Consider the following 15,766-nt stretch of genomic DNA (forward strand, 5'->3'; position numbering starts at 1 on the left):
GCGCGTCACCCAAAGGGAGACCAATGGGCAGCTATATCCTCAAACGGCTCTTGCTGGCGGTGCCGGTGATCTTCGGGATCACGGTGATCGTCTTTCTGATCATGGCGATGATCCCGGGCGACCCGGCGACCGCGATCTTGGGCAGCTATGCCACGCCCGAGAACGTGGCGCGTCTGAACCGCGATCTAGGTCTCGATCAGCCCTTGGTGGCGCGCTATTTCATCTGGCTGGGGAACATGCTCCACGGCGATTTCGGCCAGAGCTTCTCGCTCAACCGCCCCGTGATCGACGAGGTGCTGGAGCGGTTCAACAACACCCTGATCCTTGCGGGCACCTCCTTCGTTCTCTGCACGGTGTTCGGCATTCTCGCAGGCGTGGTTTCGGCCGCGCGTCAATATGGCTTCGCCGACAAGGCGATCACCTTCGTGGTGCTGCTGGGCATTTCGATCCCGTCCTTCTTCCTCGGGATGATGATGATCCTGATCTTCGCGGTGGACCTGCAATGGCTGCCGGTCTCGGGTATGTATGCGATCTATGGCGGCGGCGACCTGCCCGACCTGCTCCATCACCTGACGATGCCCGCGCTGGCGTTGGCGGTGGTGGCGACCGGCGTGGTGGCGCGGCTGTCGCGCTCGGCCATGCTGGAGGTGCTACGACAGGATTTCATCCGCACCGCGCGGGCCAAGGGCGTGAAAGAGGGCCGCGTGATCTGGGGCCATGCCCTGCGCGCGGCGATGGTCTCGATCATCCCGGTGCTCGGCATTCAGGCGGGCTTCGTGCTGTCGGGTGCGGTCTATATCGAGATCGTCTTCCAGTGGCCCGGCATCGGGCGGATGCTGGTCGATGCGATCTTGCAGCGTGACATCCTGCTGGTGCAGGGCGGCGTGGTCTTCGTGGCCGCCTGCTACGTCATTTTCAACATCATCGTCGATGTCGCCCAGAGCCTTCTGGACCCGAGGATCAAGACATGAGCGCGTTCTTCAAACTACTCGCGCGCAACCGGCTGGCGCTGGGTGGGCTGATCGTGATGGGGCTGGTGGTGGCTCTGGCGCTGATCACGCCGCTGCTGCCGCTCGTCGATCCGGATGCGACGAACACCGCGAACCGCTTCCTGCCGCCGTTTTCCGACGGCGCGTTGCTGGGCACCGATGCGCTGGGGCGCGATCTGCTGTCGCGGCTCTTGTGGGGCACGCGGCTGTCGCTCGCCGTGGGCTTTGCCGCCGCGCTCTTCGCGGCTGTCGCGGGCGCGGCAGTCGGCATCATTGCGGGCTTCTATGGCGGGCGCACCGACAACATCATCATGCGCGCCGTCGATATGCTGATGGCCTTCCCCTATATCCTGCTGGCGCTCGCGATCGTCGCGGCTCTCGGTCCCGGCCTCGTGAACGCGCTGATCGCGGTCTCGGTCGTGAACATCCCCTTCTTCGCACGCAACATTCGCGGCATCACGGTGGGGCTTGCCAATAAGGAATTCGTGGATGCGGCGAAGCTTGCGGGCATGTCCAATGCGCGCATCATCACCTCGGAAATCCTGCCCAACGTGGTGCCCGTCATCGTGATCGCGATGTCCACCACGATCGGCTGGATGATCCTCGAGACGGCGGGCCTGAGCTTCCTCGGCCTCGGCTCGCAGCCACCGCAGGCCGATCTCGGGAGCATGCTGGGCGAGGCGCGCTCGGCGCTGATCACCAACCCGCATACCTCGGTCATCCCCGGCATCATGATCCTGATCATCGTGATGAGCATCAACCTGCTGGGCGACGGCGTGCGCGACGCGCTCGACCCGCGGCTGAAATCAGGCGCACTGAGCCGTCCGATGGCCGCGACCCGCGTGGACCGCAAACACACCCCCGCGCCGGAAGCCCGGACAGAGGGAATCTTGAGCCTCGAGAACCTGCGCACCGAATTCCACGTCAAAGACCGCATTTACAAGGCGGTGTCCGGTGTCTCGCTCTCGGTCAAACCCGGCGAATGCCTCGGCGTGATCGGCGAGTCCGGCTCGGGCAAATCGGTCACGGCGCTGTCGATCATGGGGCTCGTCGCCTCGCCCCCCGGCGTCATCACCGGCGGGGCCGCGCGGCTTGAGGGGCGCGACATGATTGGCGCGCGCTATGGCGATCTGAGAACCCTGCGCGGCCGCCGCGTCGCCTATATCTTTCAGGATCCGCTGGCGACGCTGCACCCGCTCTACAAGGTCGGCGATCAACTGGTGGAGGCAATCTCCAGCCATCGCGCGATCTCGAAATCCGAAGGTCGTGCAAAGGCCATCGAGCTGCTGAAATCCGTGCGCATTCCCAATGCCGAGGAGCGCGTTGACAGCTACCCGCACGAGATGTCGGGCGGGATGCGCCAGCGCGTCGGCATCGCGATGGCGCTGGCCAACGACCCAGACGTGATCATCGCGGACGAGCCCACCACCGCGCTCGACGTGACGGTGCAGGCGCAGATCCTCTCGCTGCTCGACGATCTGCGGCGCGAGCGCGGCCTCGCCATCGTCTTCATCACCCATGATTTCGGCGTGGTGGCGCAGCTGTGCGACCGCGTAGCGGTGATGTATGCCGGCCGGATCGTCGAGGAAGGCCCGACGATGGAGATCCTGCGCGCGCCCGCCCACCCCTACACGGCGCGGCTGATCGCCTGCGTGCCCGAACTCGGCGCGGGCAAACGCAAGCTGGAGGCGATCCCGGGCCTGCCGCCCTCGGTCGATGCGCTGCCCGCAGGCTGCGCTTTCGCCGATCGCTGCCTTAAGGCGCAACCGTCGTGCAAAGAAGGCGAGATACTGCTCGAAGGGACCGGATCGCGCGCCGTGCGCTGCCTCTACCCCGAGCTCTCTCTCTCGAAGGAAACCGCATGAGCATCGCCCTGCAAATCACCGACCTGTCGAAAACCTTTCCCGTCGGCAAGAAGCTGTTCGGCGGCGCGACCGGCGGGGTGAAAGCCGTGCATCCGATGACGCTCTCGGTCCAGACGGGCGAGACGCTGGGGATCGTGGGCGAGTCCGGCTGCGGCAAGTCCACGCTGGCGCGGATGCTGGTGGGCCTCCTGCCCGCGACGACCGGCACGATCGAAATAGAGGGCTCGGCGCTTGATAACGCCGATCCGGCCGAGTTCGGCAAGCGCATCCAATATGTCTTTCAGGACCCGATCTCGAGCCTCAACCCGCGCAAGACGATCCGGCAGATCATGGATGCGCCCTTGAAGCTGCTGCACGGGATGGACCGCAAGGCGCGCGAGAAGCGTATCCTCGAGATTTTCGACAGCGTGAACCTGCGCGCCGATTTCCTCGACCGCTACCCGCATGAGTTCTCGGGTGGTCAGGCGCAGCGCATCGGCATCGCGCGGGCGCTGGCGGCGCAGGCGCGCATCCTGATCCTCGATGAACCCGTCTCGGCGCTCGACGTGTCGGTGCAGGCGCAGGTGCTGAACCTGCTGGCCGATCTGAAACGCGAATTCGGCCTGACGTACCTTTTCATCAGTCACGATCTCGCGGTGGTCGAGGCGGTCAGCGACCGCATCGCGGTGCTGTATTTCGGCTCGGTGGTCGAGGAAGGGCGGGCCGAGGAAATCTTCGCCCATCCGCGCCACCCCTACACGAAGCTACTGGCCGAAAGCGCGCCGGTCGTGGGGCGTGCGCTGTCCGACCCCGAAGACGGGCACGCGGAATTGCCGAACCCGCTCGACCCGCCACCCGGGTGCGCATTCGCGATGCGGTGCCCCTACGCGACCGACAAATGCCGGGACGCGGCTCCCGAGCTCGAACAGATCGGTGACGATCAACGGGTCGCCTGCTTCCACCCCTTGCCTGCCGGGCCCCTCTGACAATTGCCCGGAGCTTGGTGCGGCTACGGCGAAAGCCCGACTCCCGGCTCGAAGCCTCAAACTGTTCGAACGGCTGCGGGTAGGCGGAGGGCGGAGCAATCCGCCTACCCGCGACCTTGCCCCTTTTCCCCGCCCGAGCAGGCGGCTATTGCTGGCAACCCGACCGCATCAGGAGACAGCCTTGGCCCAAACCGATTCCGCCCCCGTTCAAGCCCGCATCGCGCAGACCATCGCCACGGATATTGCGGCGACGCCCACACAGGTGACCGCGGCGATCGGACTTCTCGATGGCGGGGCGACCGTGCCCTTCGTGGCGCGCTACCGCAAAGAGGTCACGGGTGGGCTCGACGATACGCAGTTGCGGCAGCTCTCGGATCGGCTGGGCTATCTGCGTGAGATGGAGGCGCGGCGCGAGACGATCCTCAATTCGATCCGCGAGCAGGGCAAGCTGACCGACGATCTGGCACGGTCCATCGCGCGGGCCGAAAGCAAGGCCACGCTCGAAGACATCTACCTCCCCTTCAAACCCAAGCGCCGCACCAAGGCGATGATCGCGCGCGAGAACGGGCTGGAGCCGCTCTTGCGCGCCATTCAGGAGGACCGGAACGCCACGCCCGAGGCGCTGGCCGAGGGTTACGTGACCGAGGCCGTGCCCACGGCGAAGGACGCTCTGAACGGTGCGCGCGACATCCTGACCGAGGAACTGTCGGAAAACGCCGACCTGCTTGGCACCCTGCGCGAATTCATGCGCGCCGAGGCCGTCATCGCCGCGCGTGTCGTGCCCGGCAAGGAAGAGGCGGGCGCGAAGTTCTCCGACTATTTCGACCATCGCGAGAAATGGGCCGACATTCCCGGCCACCGGGCGCTCGCCATTCTGCGCGCCGCGAAGGAAGAGATCGTGACGATGGAGATCGCGCCCGATCCCGAGACCGGCGAGGACCGCGCGATCGGCCAGATCGCAGCGACCCTCGACACGCAGGCCGGGCGTCCCGGCGACCTGTGGCTGCGCGATGTGGCGCGGTGGGCCTGGCGCGTGAAATTCTCGGTCTCGCTTTATGTCGATTTGCTGGGTGAGCTGCGTCAGCGTGCCCATGACGAAGCGATCAAGGTCTTCGCGCGCAACCTGCATGACCTGCTGCTGGCAGCCCCCGCCGGTCCGCGCGCCACGCTGGGCCTCGATCCCGGCATCCGCACCGGGGTGAAGGCCGCCGTGGTGGACGCGACTGGCAAGGTCTTGGAGACCGCGACCCTCTACCCCTTCCAGCCGAAGATGGACCTGCGCGGAGCCGAGACGAAGATCATCGACATGGTCAAGCGCCACGGCGTCGAGCTGATCGCCATCGGCAACGGCACCGCCAGCCGCGAGACCGAACGCATGGTCGCCGACACGCTGAAGCTACTGCCGCCGGGGGTGCGCGCGCCGACGAAAGTGGTCGTCTCCGAAGCGGGCGCCTCGGTCTATTCGGCCTCGGAACTGGCCGCGCGCGAATTCCCCGATCTGGACGTATCCTTGCGCGGGGCGGTCTCGATCGCGCGGCGCCTGCAGGATCCGCTGGCGGAACTGGTGAAGATCGAGCCGCAGAGCATCGGCGTCGGCCAATACCAACACGACGTGGATCAGCGCCGCCTGTCGCAGGCGCTGGAGGCGGTCGTCGAGGATGCGGTGAACGCGGTGGGCGTCGATCTGAACATGGCCTCCGCACCGCTTCTGGCGCAGGTGGCGGGGCTTGGTCCCGCGCTGGCGCAGGCCATCGTCGCGCACCGAGATGCGCATGGCGCCTTCCCCTCGCGCCGCGCGTTGATGGAGGTGGCAGGGCTCGGCCCGAAGGCCTTCGAGCAATGCGCGGGCTTCCTGCGTATTCGTGATGGCGAAGAACCGCTCGATGCCTCTTCCGTCCACCCCGAAGCCTACGCGGTCGCGCGCAAGATCGTGCAAAGCTGCGGCCGCGACATCCGCGAGATCATGGGTCAGCCGACCGCGCTGAAAGACCTGCGCGCGGAGCAATTCGTGACCGGCGATTTCGGTCTTCCCACCATTCGCGACATCTTCGCGGAACTGGAAAAACCCGGCCGCGACCCGCGCCCCACCTTCAAGACCGCGCAGTTCACCGATGGCGTGGAGGATATCAAGGACCTCAAGCCGGGGATGAGCCTCGAGGGCACCGTGACCAACGTCGCAGCCTTCGGCGCTTTCGTGGATATCGGCGTGCATCAGGATGGTCTGGTGCATGTCAGCCAGCTCGCCGATCGCTTCGTAAAGGATCCGCATGAGGTTGTGAAAGCGGGCGATGTGGTGCGCGTGCGCGTGACCGAGGTCGACATCCCGCGCAAACGGATCGGCCTGTCGATGCGCAAGCAATCCGAGGGCGGCACTCCTGCGCGGGGCAAAGGCCCGGCAGGACAGGACCGGGGCAAACCCGGCCCGCAAGGTCCCCGTGGCAAAGGGCCCGGCAAGGGCCAAGGCAAAGCGCCGGCGAAGGACAGCAGCAATGGCGCGTTCGGCGCAGCGCTTCGCGATGCGATGAACCGGCGCTGAAGCCAGCCAAGCGGGTTGAACGATCGGGGATCTACCAGAGGTGAGCTGCGACACAGGAACAGCGCCACAACTTGCCTTCCCCGGCCCCCGCCGATAGCGTCACGCGAAACCACATAGGCGGGGGAGGCGGACCATGGCGCTTTGCAGCGATGCGGCGATGGTGCTGTTCTATGACATCGACGGTGACACCGCCGACCACGACCACTGGCACAGCCATGAGCACCTGCATGAGCGCCTCTCGGTTCCCGGCTTTCTACGGGCGACGCGCTGGATCGCGACCGAGAGCGGGCCACGCTACATGGTCACTTATGAAGTCTGCGGGACCGACGTGGCGACGTCGCAGGGCTACCTCGACCGCCTGAACGACCCCACATCCTGGACCGGTGCGGTCATGCCGCGGTTTCGCGGCATGATGCGCGGTTTCTGCACGATTTCGGCGAGCGAGGGCTATGGCTTGGGCGGTTTCGCCACCGCCTTCCGCTTTCAACCCGGCACCGGACACGAAGACGCTGCGGCGTCCTGGATCGCGCAGGAGGTGCTGCAGGAGATCGCCTATCGCCCGGGTGTCGCCAGCGTTCAGCTGCTCCGCCCGACTGCACCGCCGCCGATGACGCGCGAGCAAGCACTGCGCGGCGCCGACACGCCACTTCCTTGGCTACTCATCGCCACCGGCTATGACGCTGCACTGCTGGGTCAGGCAGTGGAGCGCGATTTCGATCCGGCTTCGGAAGCTGCTGTCGGGCTGATCGGCGACGTCGTCGCGACGCATTACGTGCTGAATCACACCGCGACTGCTGACGAGGTCGCGCGCACGCCCAAGCCGCAGTTTCCGCGCTAGGTTATTCCTTCGGGGGCGGAGGACGGGCGCTCGCCGACGCGGAACCGTTCAAAGCCACGCTAAAGACAGAGCGAAGCCGGGCCAAAACATATTGTCTTTTCGAGGATTTTAGTGGTGCCCGGAGGCGGACTCGAACCACCGACACGCGAATTTTCAATCCGCTGCTCTACCAACTGAGCTATCCGGGCACTGCGACCTTTCGGTCTTGGTGGAGCGGTTACTAGACGAGGGCGCGGGGGGTGTCCAGAGGGATTTCGCAGAAATTTACGCGAACTTGCGAAACGTCTCAGTGCGGCTTGCCGGGGGGCGTATCATCGCCTGCGGGACCGGTCGGCGCACGCTCTTCTTCCTCGGCGATATCGCCGGGAATGACGTAGGATCCGTTCAACCAGCGCGCCAGATCGACGTCGGCGCAACGCTTGGAACAGAAGGGGCGATATTTCGGGTCGGCATCCTTGCCGCAGATCGGACAGCTCATTTCGCCTCCCTGTTTTGGCCCCGCAGCAGGCGCACGAGCGGGACGCGGTCGCGCTTGCGTTGCATCTCGAAATTACCCAGCGGTGTCCAGCCGGCGAGCGACGTCTCGGGCTCGCCTTTGACGGCGCGGCGCAGCTGCTGCTCGAGGGCCTGACGGTCGCGCTTGGGCATCGGGGCGAAGTCGATCACGACCTGCCCTCCGAGGCCGCGCAGGCGCAGCTGACGAGGCAATTCGCGGGCCGCGGCGATATTCGCCTTCAGCGCCGCAGCAGGCGTCGTGTCGTTGCCGGTATTGACGTCGACCGCGATCAGGGCGCGGGTCGGCTCGATCATCAGATGAGCCCCGCCCGGCAGGTCGACCCGCGGGTGCAGAAGCGCTTCGATCGCGTCGGTGACGCCGTGATCATCGAACCCGCCTTCGATCACCTCGTCGGGCAGGGGTTCGGCCCAGTCGCGCCAGGCTTCTTCATGCGGATCGGGCGCGTCGACGAGCAGTTCCGGCCCGCCCTCAACGTCGCTAGTCACGGCCTCGGCCAGCTCGCGCATTGCGGCGACATCCTCAGCCACTTCTTCGAGCGGCACATGGGCCGCGGCAGAGCGCAGGATCACGCCCATATCCGAGCCTTCCATCACCGACTCGGCTGCTGCCTGCAGATCGGCGCGCAGATCCTCTTCATGGATCCGGCGCGAAACGTTGATGCCCGGCGCGCCGGGGGTGACGATGGCGTAGCGCGACTTGAACAGCACGCGCAGCGTCACAGGCAGCGCCTTGCCGGGCTCGGTGCCGCCCGAGACCATGCAGATCACGGTCTGGCCGGGGGCGAGCCCCTTCACCTCTTTCAGAAAGCCACGCGTGCCTTCGGGCAGATCGACGAAGACGCCGCCCTGCCCTTTCATCTGGCGGCCGATGGTGCCGCGCAGGATCGCGCCGGGGGCGAAGCTGATCTCTTCGGAGGTGTCGATAATCAGGTCTTCAATTTGGCCGTCGACCATCAGCGCCGCCGCTTCGCGACCGGCGATCTCGTCCAGCAGAACCAACCGCCCCTGCATTATACGTCTCCTCGAATGCCCGCGCTTGCGAGCAGCGTTGCGGTTTCGGCGAGCGGCAATCCCACGACTGCGGTGAAGGACCCTTGAATCCACGGGACGAAAGCGCCGCCACGTCCCTGGATCGCGTAGCCGCCCGCCTTGCCGTGCCATTCACCCGAGGCGAGATAGCCGTTCACGTCCTCGTCGCTGAGCGGCTTGAACTTCACCACCGTATCGACGAGCCGTTCGCGCAGGCCCTGCGCCGTGCGCACAGCCACAGCGGTAAACACATGGTGCCTACGCCCGGAGAGCAGCCAGAGAAACTCCGCCGCTTCCTTCTCGTCTTCGGGCTTACCCAAGATACGGCGCCCGCAGGTCACCGTGGTATCGGCGCTCAGCAGCACCTCGTCATCGGCCACATCGAGCGCCATCGCTTTCTCGCGGGCCATACGGGCGACATAGTCGCGCGCGGCCTCGCCCTTCAGCGGCGTCTCGTCGATATCGGCGGGGCGCACGTCAAAAGGCTCCAGCCCGAGCTGGGCCAGAAGCTCTCGCCGTCGCGGGCTCGCCGAGCCGAGGATCAGCTTCACTTGAAGCGGTAGTTGATACGACCCTTCGTGAGGTCGTAGGTGTTCATTTCCACCTGAACCTTGTCGCCTGCCAGAACACGGATGCGGTTCTTACGCATCTTGCCTGCCATATGCGCGATGATCTCATGGCCGTTTTCCAGCTCGACCCGAAACGTCGCGTTAGGCAGGAGTTCCTTCACGACACCGGGAAATTCGAGCATTTCTTCCTTGGCCATGGTCACTCCATAAATGGTTACCCGCGTCATCTGCGGGCGAGCGTTTAAATGCGCCCCTAGGCCGCGAAATTCAAGTGGAATGTCAAGGCTGGGCGGGGTTTTCCGAGGCGATCCGGATTATTTGGGCCGCTTCGGACTGCTCGGACCAATGTTTGTAGGGCAAAACGGTTCCTGCGGTGCGGCTTTGCGCGACGCGATCCAAGTCCACCGTCGCGAAGGTCCAGCCGGGTGAGTCGGCCGCCCCTTCGGCCACGATCCCGCTTTCCGGCCAGAGCCCGTCGGCTGGGGCGAAAATCGCAGCCGTGCCGCGGTTCTCATCGACTGCCGGACACCAGAGCGCGTCGCCAACGGTCGGCGCCTGCACGGTCACGCATTGGTTTTCGAGCGCGCGCGCCATCGCACCGATCCGCACCCGGTTATAGCCCGCGACGGTGTCGGTGCAGGAGGGCACGAGGATGATCTCCGCCCCCGCCTCGGCCAGCGCGCGGGCCAGCAGGGGGAATTCGCTGTCGTAGCAGATCGTGACGCCGATCTTGCCGAGCGCGGTGTCGAAGAGCACCAGCCCCTCGCCCGCATCGACATGCCAGATCTCGCGCTCGAACCGCGTCATGATTGCCTTGTCCTGATGCCCGATCAGCCCGCCGGGACCGAACAGGCTCGCCCGGTTCACGCGTTTGGTGCCGTCGATGACGGGTCCGGAGGGGGCGAGAATATGCACGTCATGCTCCGCCGCGAGACCTGCGAACAGCCGCTCCATATCCGCCCTCAAGCCCGCTACATGGATCAGCGCGGCTTCCAGATCGCCCGCGACCTCTGCGCCGCCGAGGCTCGCCAGTTCCATCGCCCCGTATTCAGGAAAGACCAGAAGCTGCGCACCCTGCCCTGCGGCCTCAGCCACCCAAGCGGATACCTTCGCCGCGTAGCCCGCCCAGTCCTCGAACCAGTCGAGCGGATAGGCGGCTGCCGCGATTACGACCTCGCGGCTCACAGCTTGCGCCCCCAGAATTGCAGCGCCTTCTCGGTCTGCTCATCCTCACCCAGATCGGTCCATTTGAACCGCGCGATTACGCCCTCCATCGGGGCATAGCCCCGTTTGCGCCAGAACCCGTCGAGCAGGCGATACTCGGCGGGCCTCAAGGGATGATCGTCGGGCCGGATCACAGAGCAGAAGACCGAATGGCTGCGCCCCAGCTCGCGCGCATGGGCCTCACGATGATCGAAGAAGGCGTGACCCAGTCCCTGCCCGCGATAGTCGGGCAGAAGGACCGACTCGGCACAGTAGAACACGTCCTGAAGCTTCAGCCCGGTGCCTGCGAAAGGCGCCGCGAAATCACCGGCGTGATCTTCCAACGGCGTGCCGGTCGCAGCGCCGACCAGCGTCGCCCCGTCGAACGCGCCGACAACCACCGCAGCATCGCTCTCCCGGTAGCTTTGGATGTAGCGCCGCTCATACTCAAGCGACCCGTCATAGATATACGGCCAGTCCCGGAACACCGCGATCCGCAGCCGGGCCACGTCGTCGAGCGCTGCATCCAGCGCCTCTCCGGTCAGCCGCCGCACCTCCATTACGAAACCTGCGCGATCCAGTCGGCGAGGTTGTAATAGGTAACGACGCGCGTGATCTTGCCCTCGTCGAGGGTGAAGAACGCCCCCGCAGGCAGCACATAGCTCTGCCCATGCGCCTCCGGCAGCCCGTCATCGGTCTCCAGATAGACGCCATTGACGATGAACTCCGCCGCCGCCCGCGTGCCTGAGTCATTGGCCATGATGACCATGTCGGTCAGTTGCTCGCGATAGCAGCGGCTCATATGCTTGTTGAATTCGCGGAACGCCTCGATCCCGTGGCGGATCTTCCCTTCGTTCACGTGATGCGCGAAGGGCTCGCCCAGCTGGGCCTCCATCCCTGCCGTATCGCCTGCGTTGAAGGCATCGTAATAGCGGCTGATCGTGTCGAGAGTGCGGGCGCGCGGCATGGCCATTCTCCGTAATGCTGTCTGGCCTTGAGTGCCACGCGCCACACGCCGCGTCAAACGCGGTCACAGGCGCCGTCGCGGGTCACCCCAATGCGGCGCGCACGATCTCGGTCAGCGGCGTGGTCGGGTGGCCGATCAGCCGCGACAGATCGTGGCTGTCGTCGAACAGCGCGCCACTGGCGGCCTGCGCATCCGAATCCGCGATGATCGCGGCGAAGGGGGCGGGCAGGCCCATCGTCTCGAGCAACGCGCGATACTCGGCCTCGGCGAGGTGCGAGACCTCGACCGCGCGACCGGCCTGTGCGGCGATCTCGGCGGCCAGCTCGTCGAGGGTGAAACCCGCATCGCCTGCCAGCTCATAGGTTTTGCCCTGCAAGCCGGGATCGAGCGCCACGGCGGCCAGCGCCTCGGCATAATCCGCGCGCGCGGCTGCCGCGATCCGGCCTGCGCCCGACGCCCCGGCGATTGTACCCGATTGCGCAGCATAGGCGATCGCGCTGTCGTAATTCTCGCCATACCAGCCATTGCGCAGAAGCGTATGGCTCAGTCCCGATGCGGCCAGCGCCGACTCGGTCGCCACGTGCTCTTCGGCCAGTTGCATCTTCGAACGGTCGGCATGCAGCAGCGACGTGTAAAGGATATGGCCGACCCCATGCGCCTTGGCGGCCTCGATCACGTTGCGATGCTGAGGCGCGCGCTGGCCGACCTCGCTCGACGAGATCAGGATCAGCGTGTCGACACCTGCCAGCGCGTCGAAGCTGCTCGGGTCGGAATAGTCGAAACGCCGCGCGGCGCCCGTCAGTTTCTCAGGGCTGCGTGCCAGCCCGATCACGTCGGTCGCGCCGCGCGCGGCCAGTGCGGCAAGGGTGAGTTGGCCAAGATGGCCGGTGGCTCCGGTAACGGCGATGGTCATGGCGACCTCCTTTTGTCTTTCGCTGACGGGAAGCTGCGCTCTTTACTGCGCAAAAGGAAGTACCTACATTTTGGTAAGTGTTCAGCAGCCCCGCACAGGAGCCTCCGCATTATGCAACAGACCGATCCCCCGCTGCCCGTCGCCGATGTGTTCAACGCCGACTGCCCCTCGCGCATGATCCTGTCGCATGTCAGTTCGCGCTGGGGCGGGCTGGTTCTGGTCGCGCTGCGCGACGGGCGGCTGCGCTTTTCCGAGTTGCGTCGCAGGATCGGCGGCATTTCCGAGCGGATGCTGGCCCAGACCTTGCAGGTGCTCGAAGCGGATGGGCTGATCTCGCGGCGCGATCATGGCGAGGTGCCGCCGCGCGTGGACTATTGCCTGACCGAGGCAGGAGAGGCGATCGCGATCCGCTATTTCGAGCTTGCGCATTGGATCGAGGCGAACCTGGGCCGACTTGGCACGCAGCCTGCACAGTCTGGCGGCTGATCAGACGGTCGGCTCTCCGAAACGTTCGATGAGATGGCGGCGGATCTGGTCGCGGGTGTCGCGATAGGCGGCAAGCTTGGCCTCGCGCGTCTCGCCGATCCCGGTCGGATCGAGGATCGGCCAATATTCCACGTCGAGATGAAAGAACCGCGTCAGCTCCAGCGCCTGACGCTGCGAGGCTGGCGACAGCGCGATCACCAAATCGAAGGCCGACAGATCGTCGCCCCATTCCTGCAATTCGGTGAAAGACCGCGCGCGGTGACGCTCCAGATTGACACCGATCTCGGCCATCACCGCGATAGTGAAGCCGTCGATCTCCAGATCGGCCTTCACGCCCACCGACTGCACGTAGCATTCGGTGCCGTAGAATTTCTTCATCATCCCCTCGGCCATCGGGGAGCGCGTGGAATTATGATCGCACGCAAAAAGAACGGAGTTGGGGATCTCGCCCATCCGTTTACCTCGGGGCGAGAACGGCAACGAGGGTGAAGAGGCGCCGCGCCGTGTCGATGTCGATCTCGGCCTTGCCTTCAAGGCGTTCCTGCAGAATGCGCGCGCCTTCGTTATGGATACCGCGCCGGGCCATGTCGATCGCCTCGATCTGGCTGGGCGGCAGTTTCTTGACCGCCTCGAAATAGCTCTCGCAGATCTGGAAATAATCCTTCACCGCCTGCCGGAACGGGCCGAAGGACAGATGGAACTCCGCCACTTTCGCTCCGCTCTCGGTTTCGGTGTCGAAAACCAGCCGCCGGTCGCGCACGCCAAGCGTCAGCGCGAACGGCCCTTCGGGTGCAGGTTGCCCGTCGCGGCCCGGAATATTGAAGCTGTTATCCTCGAGCAGATCGTAGATCGCGACCTTGCGTTCCTGCTCGATTTCAGGCGACGGCGCGGGCAGCCCGCCCGTGTCCAGCTGGATATGCGAAATCCGGGCCATCACCCCTCCCCTTCGTCATTGAGCGCATCGAGCCGCGCACGCACCGACAGCCCATGCGCCTCTAGGCTTTCCGATTTCGCCAGAACCTCGGCCGAAGGGCCGATCGCCTTCAGCGCGCCGGGCGTCATCTTCGCCAGCGTCGTGCGCTTGATGAAATCCATCACCGAGAGGCCCGAGGAGAACCGTGCCGAGCGCGCCGTAGGCAGAACGTGGTTCGGCCCGCCAATATAGTCGCCGATCGCTTCGGGCGTGTAGGCGCCAAGGAAGATCGCGCCCGCATGGGTGATCGCCTCCGCCAACCAGTCGGGATCGGCGACGCAAAGCTCCAGATGCTCGGGGGCGACCCTGTTCGACAGCTCGGCCGCCTCCATCAGATCGCGCGCGACGATCACCGCCCCGAAGTCGCGCCAGCTCGCACCTGCAATCGCACGGCGCTCCAGCGTCTCGAGGCGCTTCTCGACTGCTGCTACCACCGCCTTGCCGAAAGCCTCGTCGGTGGTGATCAGGATCGCCTGCGCGCTCTCGTCATGCTCGGCCTGGCTCATCAAGTCGAGCGCGATCCAGTCCGGGTCGCCCGTGCCATCCGCAATCACGAGGATTTCCGACGGGCCCGCAATCATGTCGATGCCGACGCGCCCGAAGACCCGCCGCTTGGCCGCCGCCACGAAAGCGTTGCCCGGCCCGGTGATCTTGTCGACCGCCGTGATCGTCTCGGTCCCGTAGGCCATCGCGGCAATCGCCTGCGCGCCCCCCATCCGATAGACCGTATCGACGCCCGCCAATTGCGCGGCCAGCAACACCAGCGGGTTCACCGCCCCGCCCGGCGTCGGACAGGCCACGACCAGACGCTCCACACCCGCGACCTTCGCCGGGATCGCATTCATCAGCACCGAAGAGGGATAGCTCGCCAGCCCGCCCGGAACATAGAGCCCTGCGGCGGAAACCGGCCCCCAGCGCCAGCCAAGTTCCGCCCCGCTCGCGTCGATCCAACGCGCGTCATGCGGCATCTGGCGCTCGTGATAGGCGCGGATGCGCTCGGCCGCCAGTTCCAGCGCCGCGCGCTCCTCGGCGGGCACTTTCGCGACCTCGGCCTCGATTTCCTCGGGCGAGAAGGCCAGCGTCTCGGGCGTCAGTTCCAGTCGGTCGAATTTGGCGGTCAGCTCGATCAGCGCCGCATCGCCCCGCTTGCGGATATCCGCGATGATCCCGGCCACGACAGCATCCACATCGGGGCTGTCCTCGCGCTTCATCCCCAGAAGTTCGACAAACCGGGCCTCAAAGCCCTCTTCGCGCGTGTCCAGAAAGTGCGGCATCGACAGTCTCCTATTCCGCTCTTCGGATTAGAGACTCCCGCCCTGCCCCGCAAGCACGACACTGCCCCCAAGGGCAATTCCACTTCGACTTGGCGTAAATATCCCCGCCGGAGGCATCCCCCGCAGCAAAACGCGGCTTACTCGGGATGATGCGGCACCTTGCCGGAGGGCGCACGATAGGGACGTTCGACGTCGCGCAGATCGACATCGAGACATTCGACATCGGCTGCCAGCGCGCCGTCGCCCGCCAGCGTCAGGGTCACGCGACCCGCGCCGTCTTCGGTCTCTTCAAAGGTGATATCGAGGATCGAGAGCACCACGTCGCGATCCGAACGATCGATCCCCATGCTCGCCACATGGGTGACATCCGAGATCACCAGCAGCGACCGCACGCGCTCATAGGGGCGCTTCTCGGCCTCGGCCTGCGCCTTGTCTTCCCAGCGGAAGCGGTTGATCAGCAGCGCGAGACGACGGGATTTCGCCTCCCAGGCAATCTCGGTGATCGGGAGCACGGCGTCCTGCACCAGCGCCGCGATCACGGGAAGATCGTCGCGGGTCTCGGCGCGCAGCGCGATCGCGCCTTCGCCACCATCTTCGAATTTCGCATCACGGGTCATTGGGTCACCTCTGCATTCGATATGGG

At 65.6% G+C, this 15,766-nt stretch carries 18 protein-coding genes and 1 tRNA gene; 6 read left to right on the forward strand and 13 right to left on the reverse strand.

Annotated elements, in window-relative coordinates; genetic code table 11:
- The first annotated feature begins 23 nt into the window (after positions 1-23).
- The 5 genes from BMI91_RS05735 (at position 24) to BMI91_RS05755 (ending at position 7,193) form a co-directional block, all read left to right on the forward strand.
- On the forward strand, positions 24-971 hold the full coding sequence (locus BMI91_RS05735; protein WP_078604249.1) for an ABC transporter permease: 948 nt from the start codon (positions 24-26) through the stop codon (positions 969-971).
- Positions 968-2,854, forward strand: a complete 1,887-nt coding sequence (locus BMI91_RS05740) for a dipeptide/oligopeptide/nickel ABC transporter permease/ATP-binding protein (protein WP_078604250.1) — start codon at positions 968-970, stop codon at positions 2,852-2,854. The genes BMI91_RS05735 and BMI91_RS05740 overlap by 4 nt, the downstream gene beginning before the upstream one ends.
- The gene (locus BMI91_RS05745; protein ID WP_078604251.1) at positions 2,851-3,819 is read left to right on the forward strand and encodes an ABC transporter ATP-binding protein; all 969 of its coding nucleotides are present in this window, start codon (positions 2,851-2,853) and stop codon (positions 3,817-3,819) included. Before BMI91_RS05740 ends, BMI91_RS05745 begins: the two co-directional genes overlap by 4 nt.
- A 181-nt stretch (positions 3,820-4,000) precedes the next feature.
- Positions 4,001-6,355, forward strand: a complete 2,355-nt coding sequence (locus tag BMI91_RS05750; protein ID WP_078604252.1) for a Tex family protein — start codon at positions 4,001-4,003, stop codon at positions 6,353-6,355.
- A 133-nt stretch (positions 6,356-6,488) separates the two neighbouring features.
- A complete protein-coding gene (locus BMI91_RS05755; protein WP_078604253.1) occupies positions 6,489-7,193 on the forward strand; it encodes a hypothetical protein in 705 nt (234 codons plus the stop codon).
- Between the two features lie 112 nt (positions 7,194-7,305).
- Here BMI91_RS05755 and BMI91_RS05760 read toward each other — a convergent pair.
- From BMI91_RS05760 to BMI91_RS05800, 9 genes are all read right to left on the reverse strand, one after another.
- Positions 7,306-7,381, reverse strand: a tRNA-Phe gene (locus tag BMI91_RS05760).
- Positions 7,382-7,479: 98 nt separating this feature from the next.
- Positions 7,480-7,671 (reverse strand): DNA gyrase inhibitor YacG, encoded by a 192-nt coding sequence (locus tag BMI91_RS05765; protein ID WP_078545394.1) that lies wholly within the window; start codon positions 7,669-7,671, stop codon positions 7,480-7,482.
- Complete coding sequence (locus BMI91_RS05770) at positions 7,668-8,720, reverse strand: ribonuclease E/G (protein ID WP_078604254.1); 1,053 nt, start codon at positions 8,718-8,720, stop codon at positions 7,668-7,670. Before BMI91_RS05770 ends, BMI91_RS05765 begins: the two co-directional genes overlap by 4 nt.
- Entirely contained in the window at positions 8,720-9,289 is a 570-nt protein-coding gene (locus BMI91_RS05775) for a Maf family protein (RefSeq protein WP_078604255.1), read from the reverse strand. Before BMI91_RS05775 ends, BMI91_RS05770 begins: the two co-directional genes overlap by 1 nt.
- On the reverse strand, positions 9,286-9,504 hold the full coding sequence (infA, locus tag BMI91_RS05780) for a translation initiation factor IF-1 (protein WP_010397442.1): 219 nt from the start codon (positions 9,502-9,504) through the stop codon (positions 9,286-9,288). Before infA ends, BMI91_RS05775 begins: the two co-directional genes overlap by 4 nt.
- A gap of 82 nt (positions 9,505-9,586) precedes the next feature.
- Complete coding sequence (locus BMI91_RS05785) at positions 9,587-10,492, reverse strand: carbon-nitrogen hydrolase family protein (RefSeq protein ID WP_078604256.1); 906 nt, start codon at positions 10,490-10,492, stop codon at positions 9,587-9,589.
- Positions 10,489-11,070: a GNAT family N-acetyltransferase gene (locus tag BMI91_RS05790; protein ID WP_078604257.1), complete on the reverse strand. Its 582-nt coding sequence runs from the start codon at positions 11,068-11,070 to the stop codon at positions 10,489-10,491. Before BMI91_RS05790 ends, BMI91_RS05785 begins: the two co-directional genes overlap by 4 nt.
- Positions 11,070-11,477: a ketosteroid isomerase-related protein gene (locus tag BMI91_RS05795; protein WP_078521731.1), complete on the reverse strand. Its 408-nt coding sequence runs from the start codon at positions 11,475-11,477 to the stop codon at positions 11,070-11,072. Before BMI91_RS05795 ends, BMI91_RS05790 begins: the two co-directional genes overlap by 1 nt.
- Positions 11,478-11,559: 82 nt before the next feature.
- The gene (locus BMI91_RS05800; protein WP_078604258.1) at positions 11,560-12,390 is read right to left on the reverse strand and encodes an NAD(P)H-binding protein; all 831 of its coding nucleotides are present in this window, start codon (positions 12,388-12,390) and stop codon (positions 11,560-11,562) included.
- A 111-nt stretch (positions 12,391-12,501) separates the two neighbouring features.
- Here BMI91_RS05800 and BMI91_RS05805 point away from each other — a divergent pair, with 111 nt between their 5' ends.
- Positions 12,502-12,876, forward strand: coding sequence for a winged helix-turn-helix transcriptional regulator (locus BMI91_RS05805; protein WP_078604259.1), 375 nt, complete (start codon positions 12,502-12,504; stop codon positions 12,874-12,876).
- Here the strand turns inward: BMI91_RS05805 and BMI91_RS05810 are convergent, their stop codons facing one another.
- The 4 genes from BMI91_RS05810 to BMI91_RS05825 form a co-directional block, all read right to left on the reverse strand.
- The gene (locus BMI91_RS05810; protein WP_078604260.1) at positions 12,877-13,329 is read right to left on the reverse strand and encodes an arsenate-mycothiol transferase ArsC; all 453 of its coding nucleotides are present in this window, start codon (positions 13,327-13,329) and stop codon (positions 12,877-12,879) included.
- 4 nt (positions 13,330-13,333) lie between these two features.
- Positions 13,334-13,810, reverse strand: a complete 477-nt coding sequence (locus BMI91_RS05815) for a UPF0262 family protein (RefSeq protein ID WP_078521735.1) — start codon at positions 13,808-13,810, stop codon at positions 13,334-13,336.
- Positions 13,810-15,123, reverse strand: coding sequence for a histidinol dehydrogenase (hisD, locus tag BMI91_RS05820; RefSeq protein WP_078604261.1), 1,314 nt, complete (start codon positions 15,121-15,123; stop codon positions 13,810-13,812). The genes BMI91_RS05815 and hisD overlap by 1 nt, the downstream gene beginning before the upstream one ends.
- A 137-nt stretch (positions 15,124-15,260) precedes the next feature.
- Positions 15,261-15,740: a DUF2948 family protein gene (locus BMI91_RS05825; RefSeq protein ID WP_078604262.1), complete on the reverse strand. Its 480-nt coding sequence runs from the start codon at positions 15,738-15,740 to the stop codon at positions 15,261-15,263.
- Positions 15,741-15,766 lie beyond the last annotated feature (26 nt).

Origin of the sequence: Thioclava sediminum (genome assembly GCF_002020355.1) — a bacterium.
In the GTDB taxonomy this organism is placed as follows: domain Bacteria; phylum Pseudomonadota; class Alphaproteobacteria; order Rhodobacterales; family Rhodobacteraceae; genus Thioclava; species Thioclava sediminum.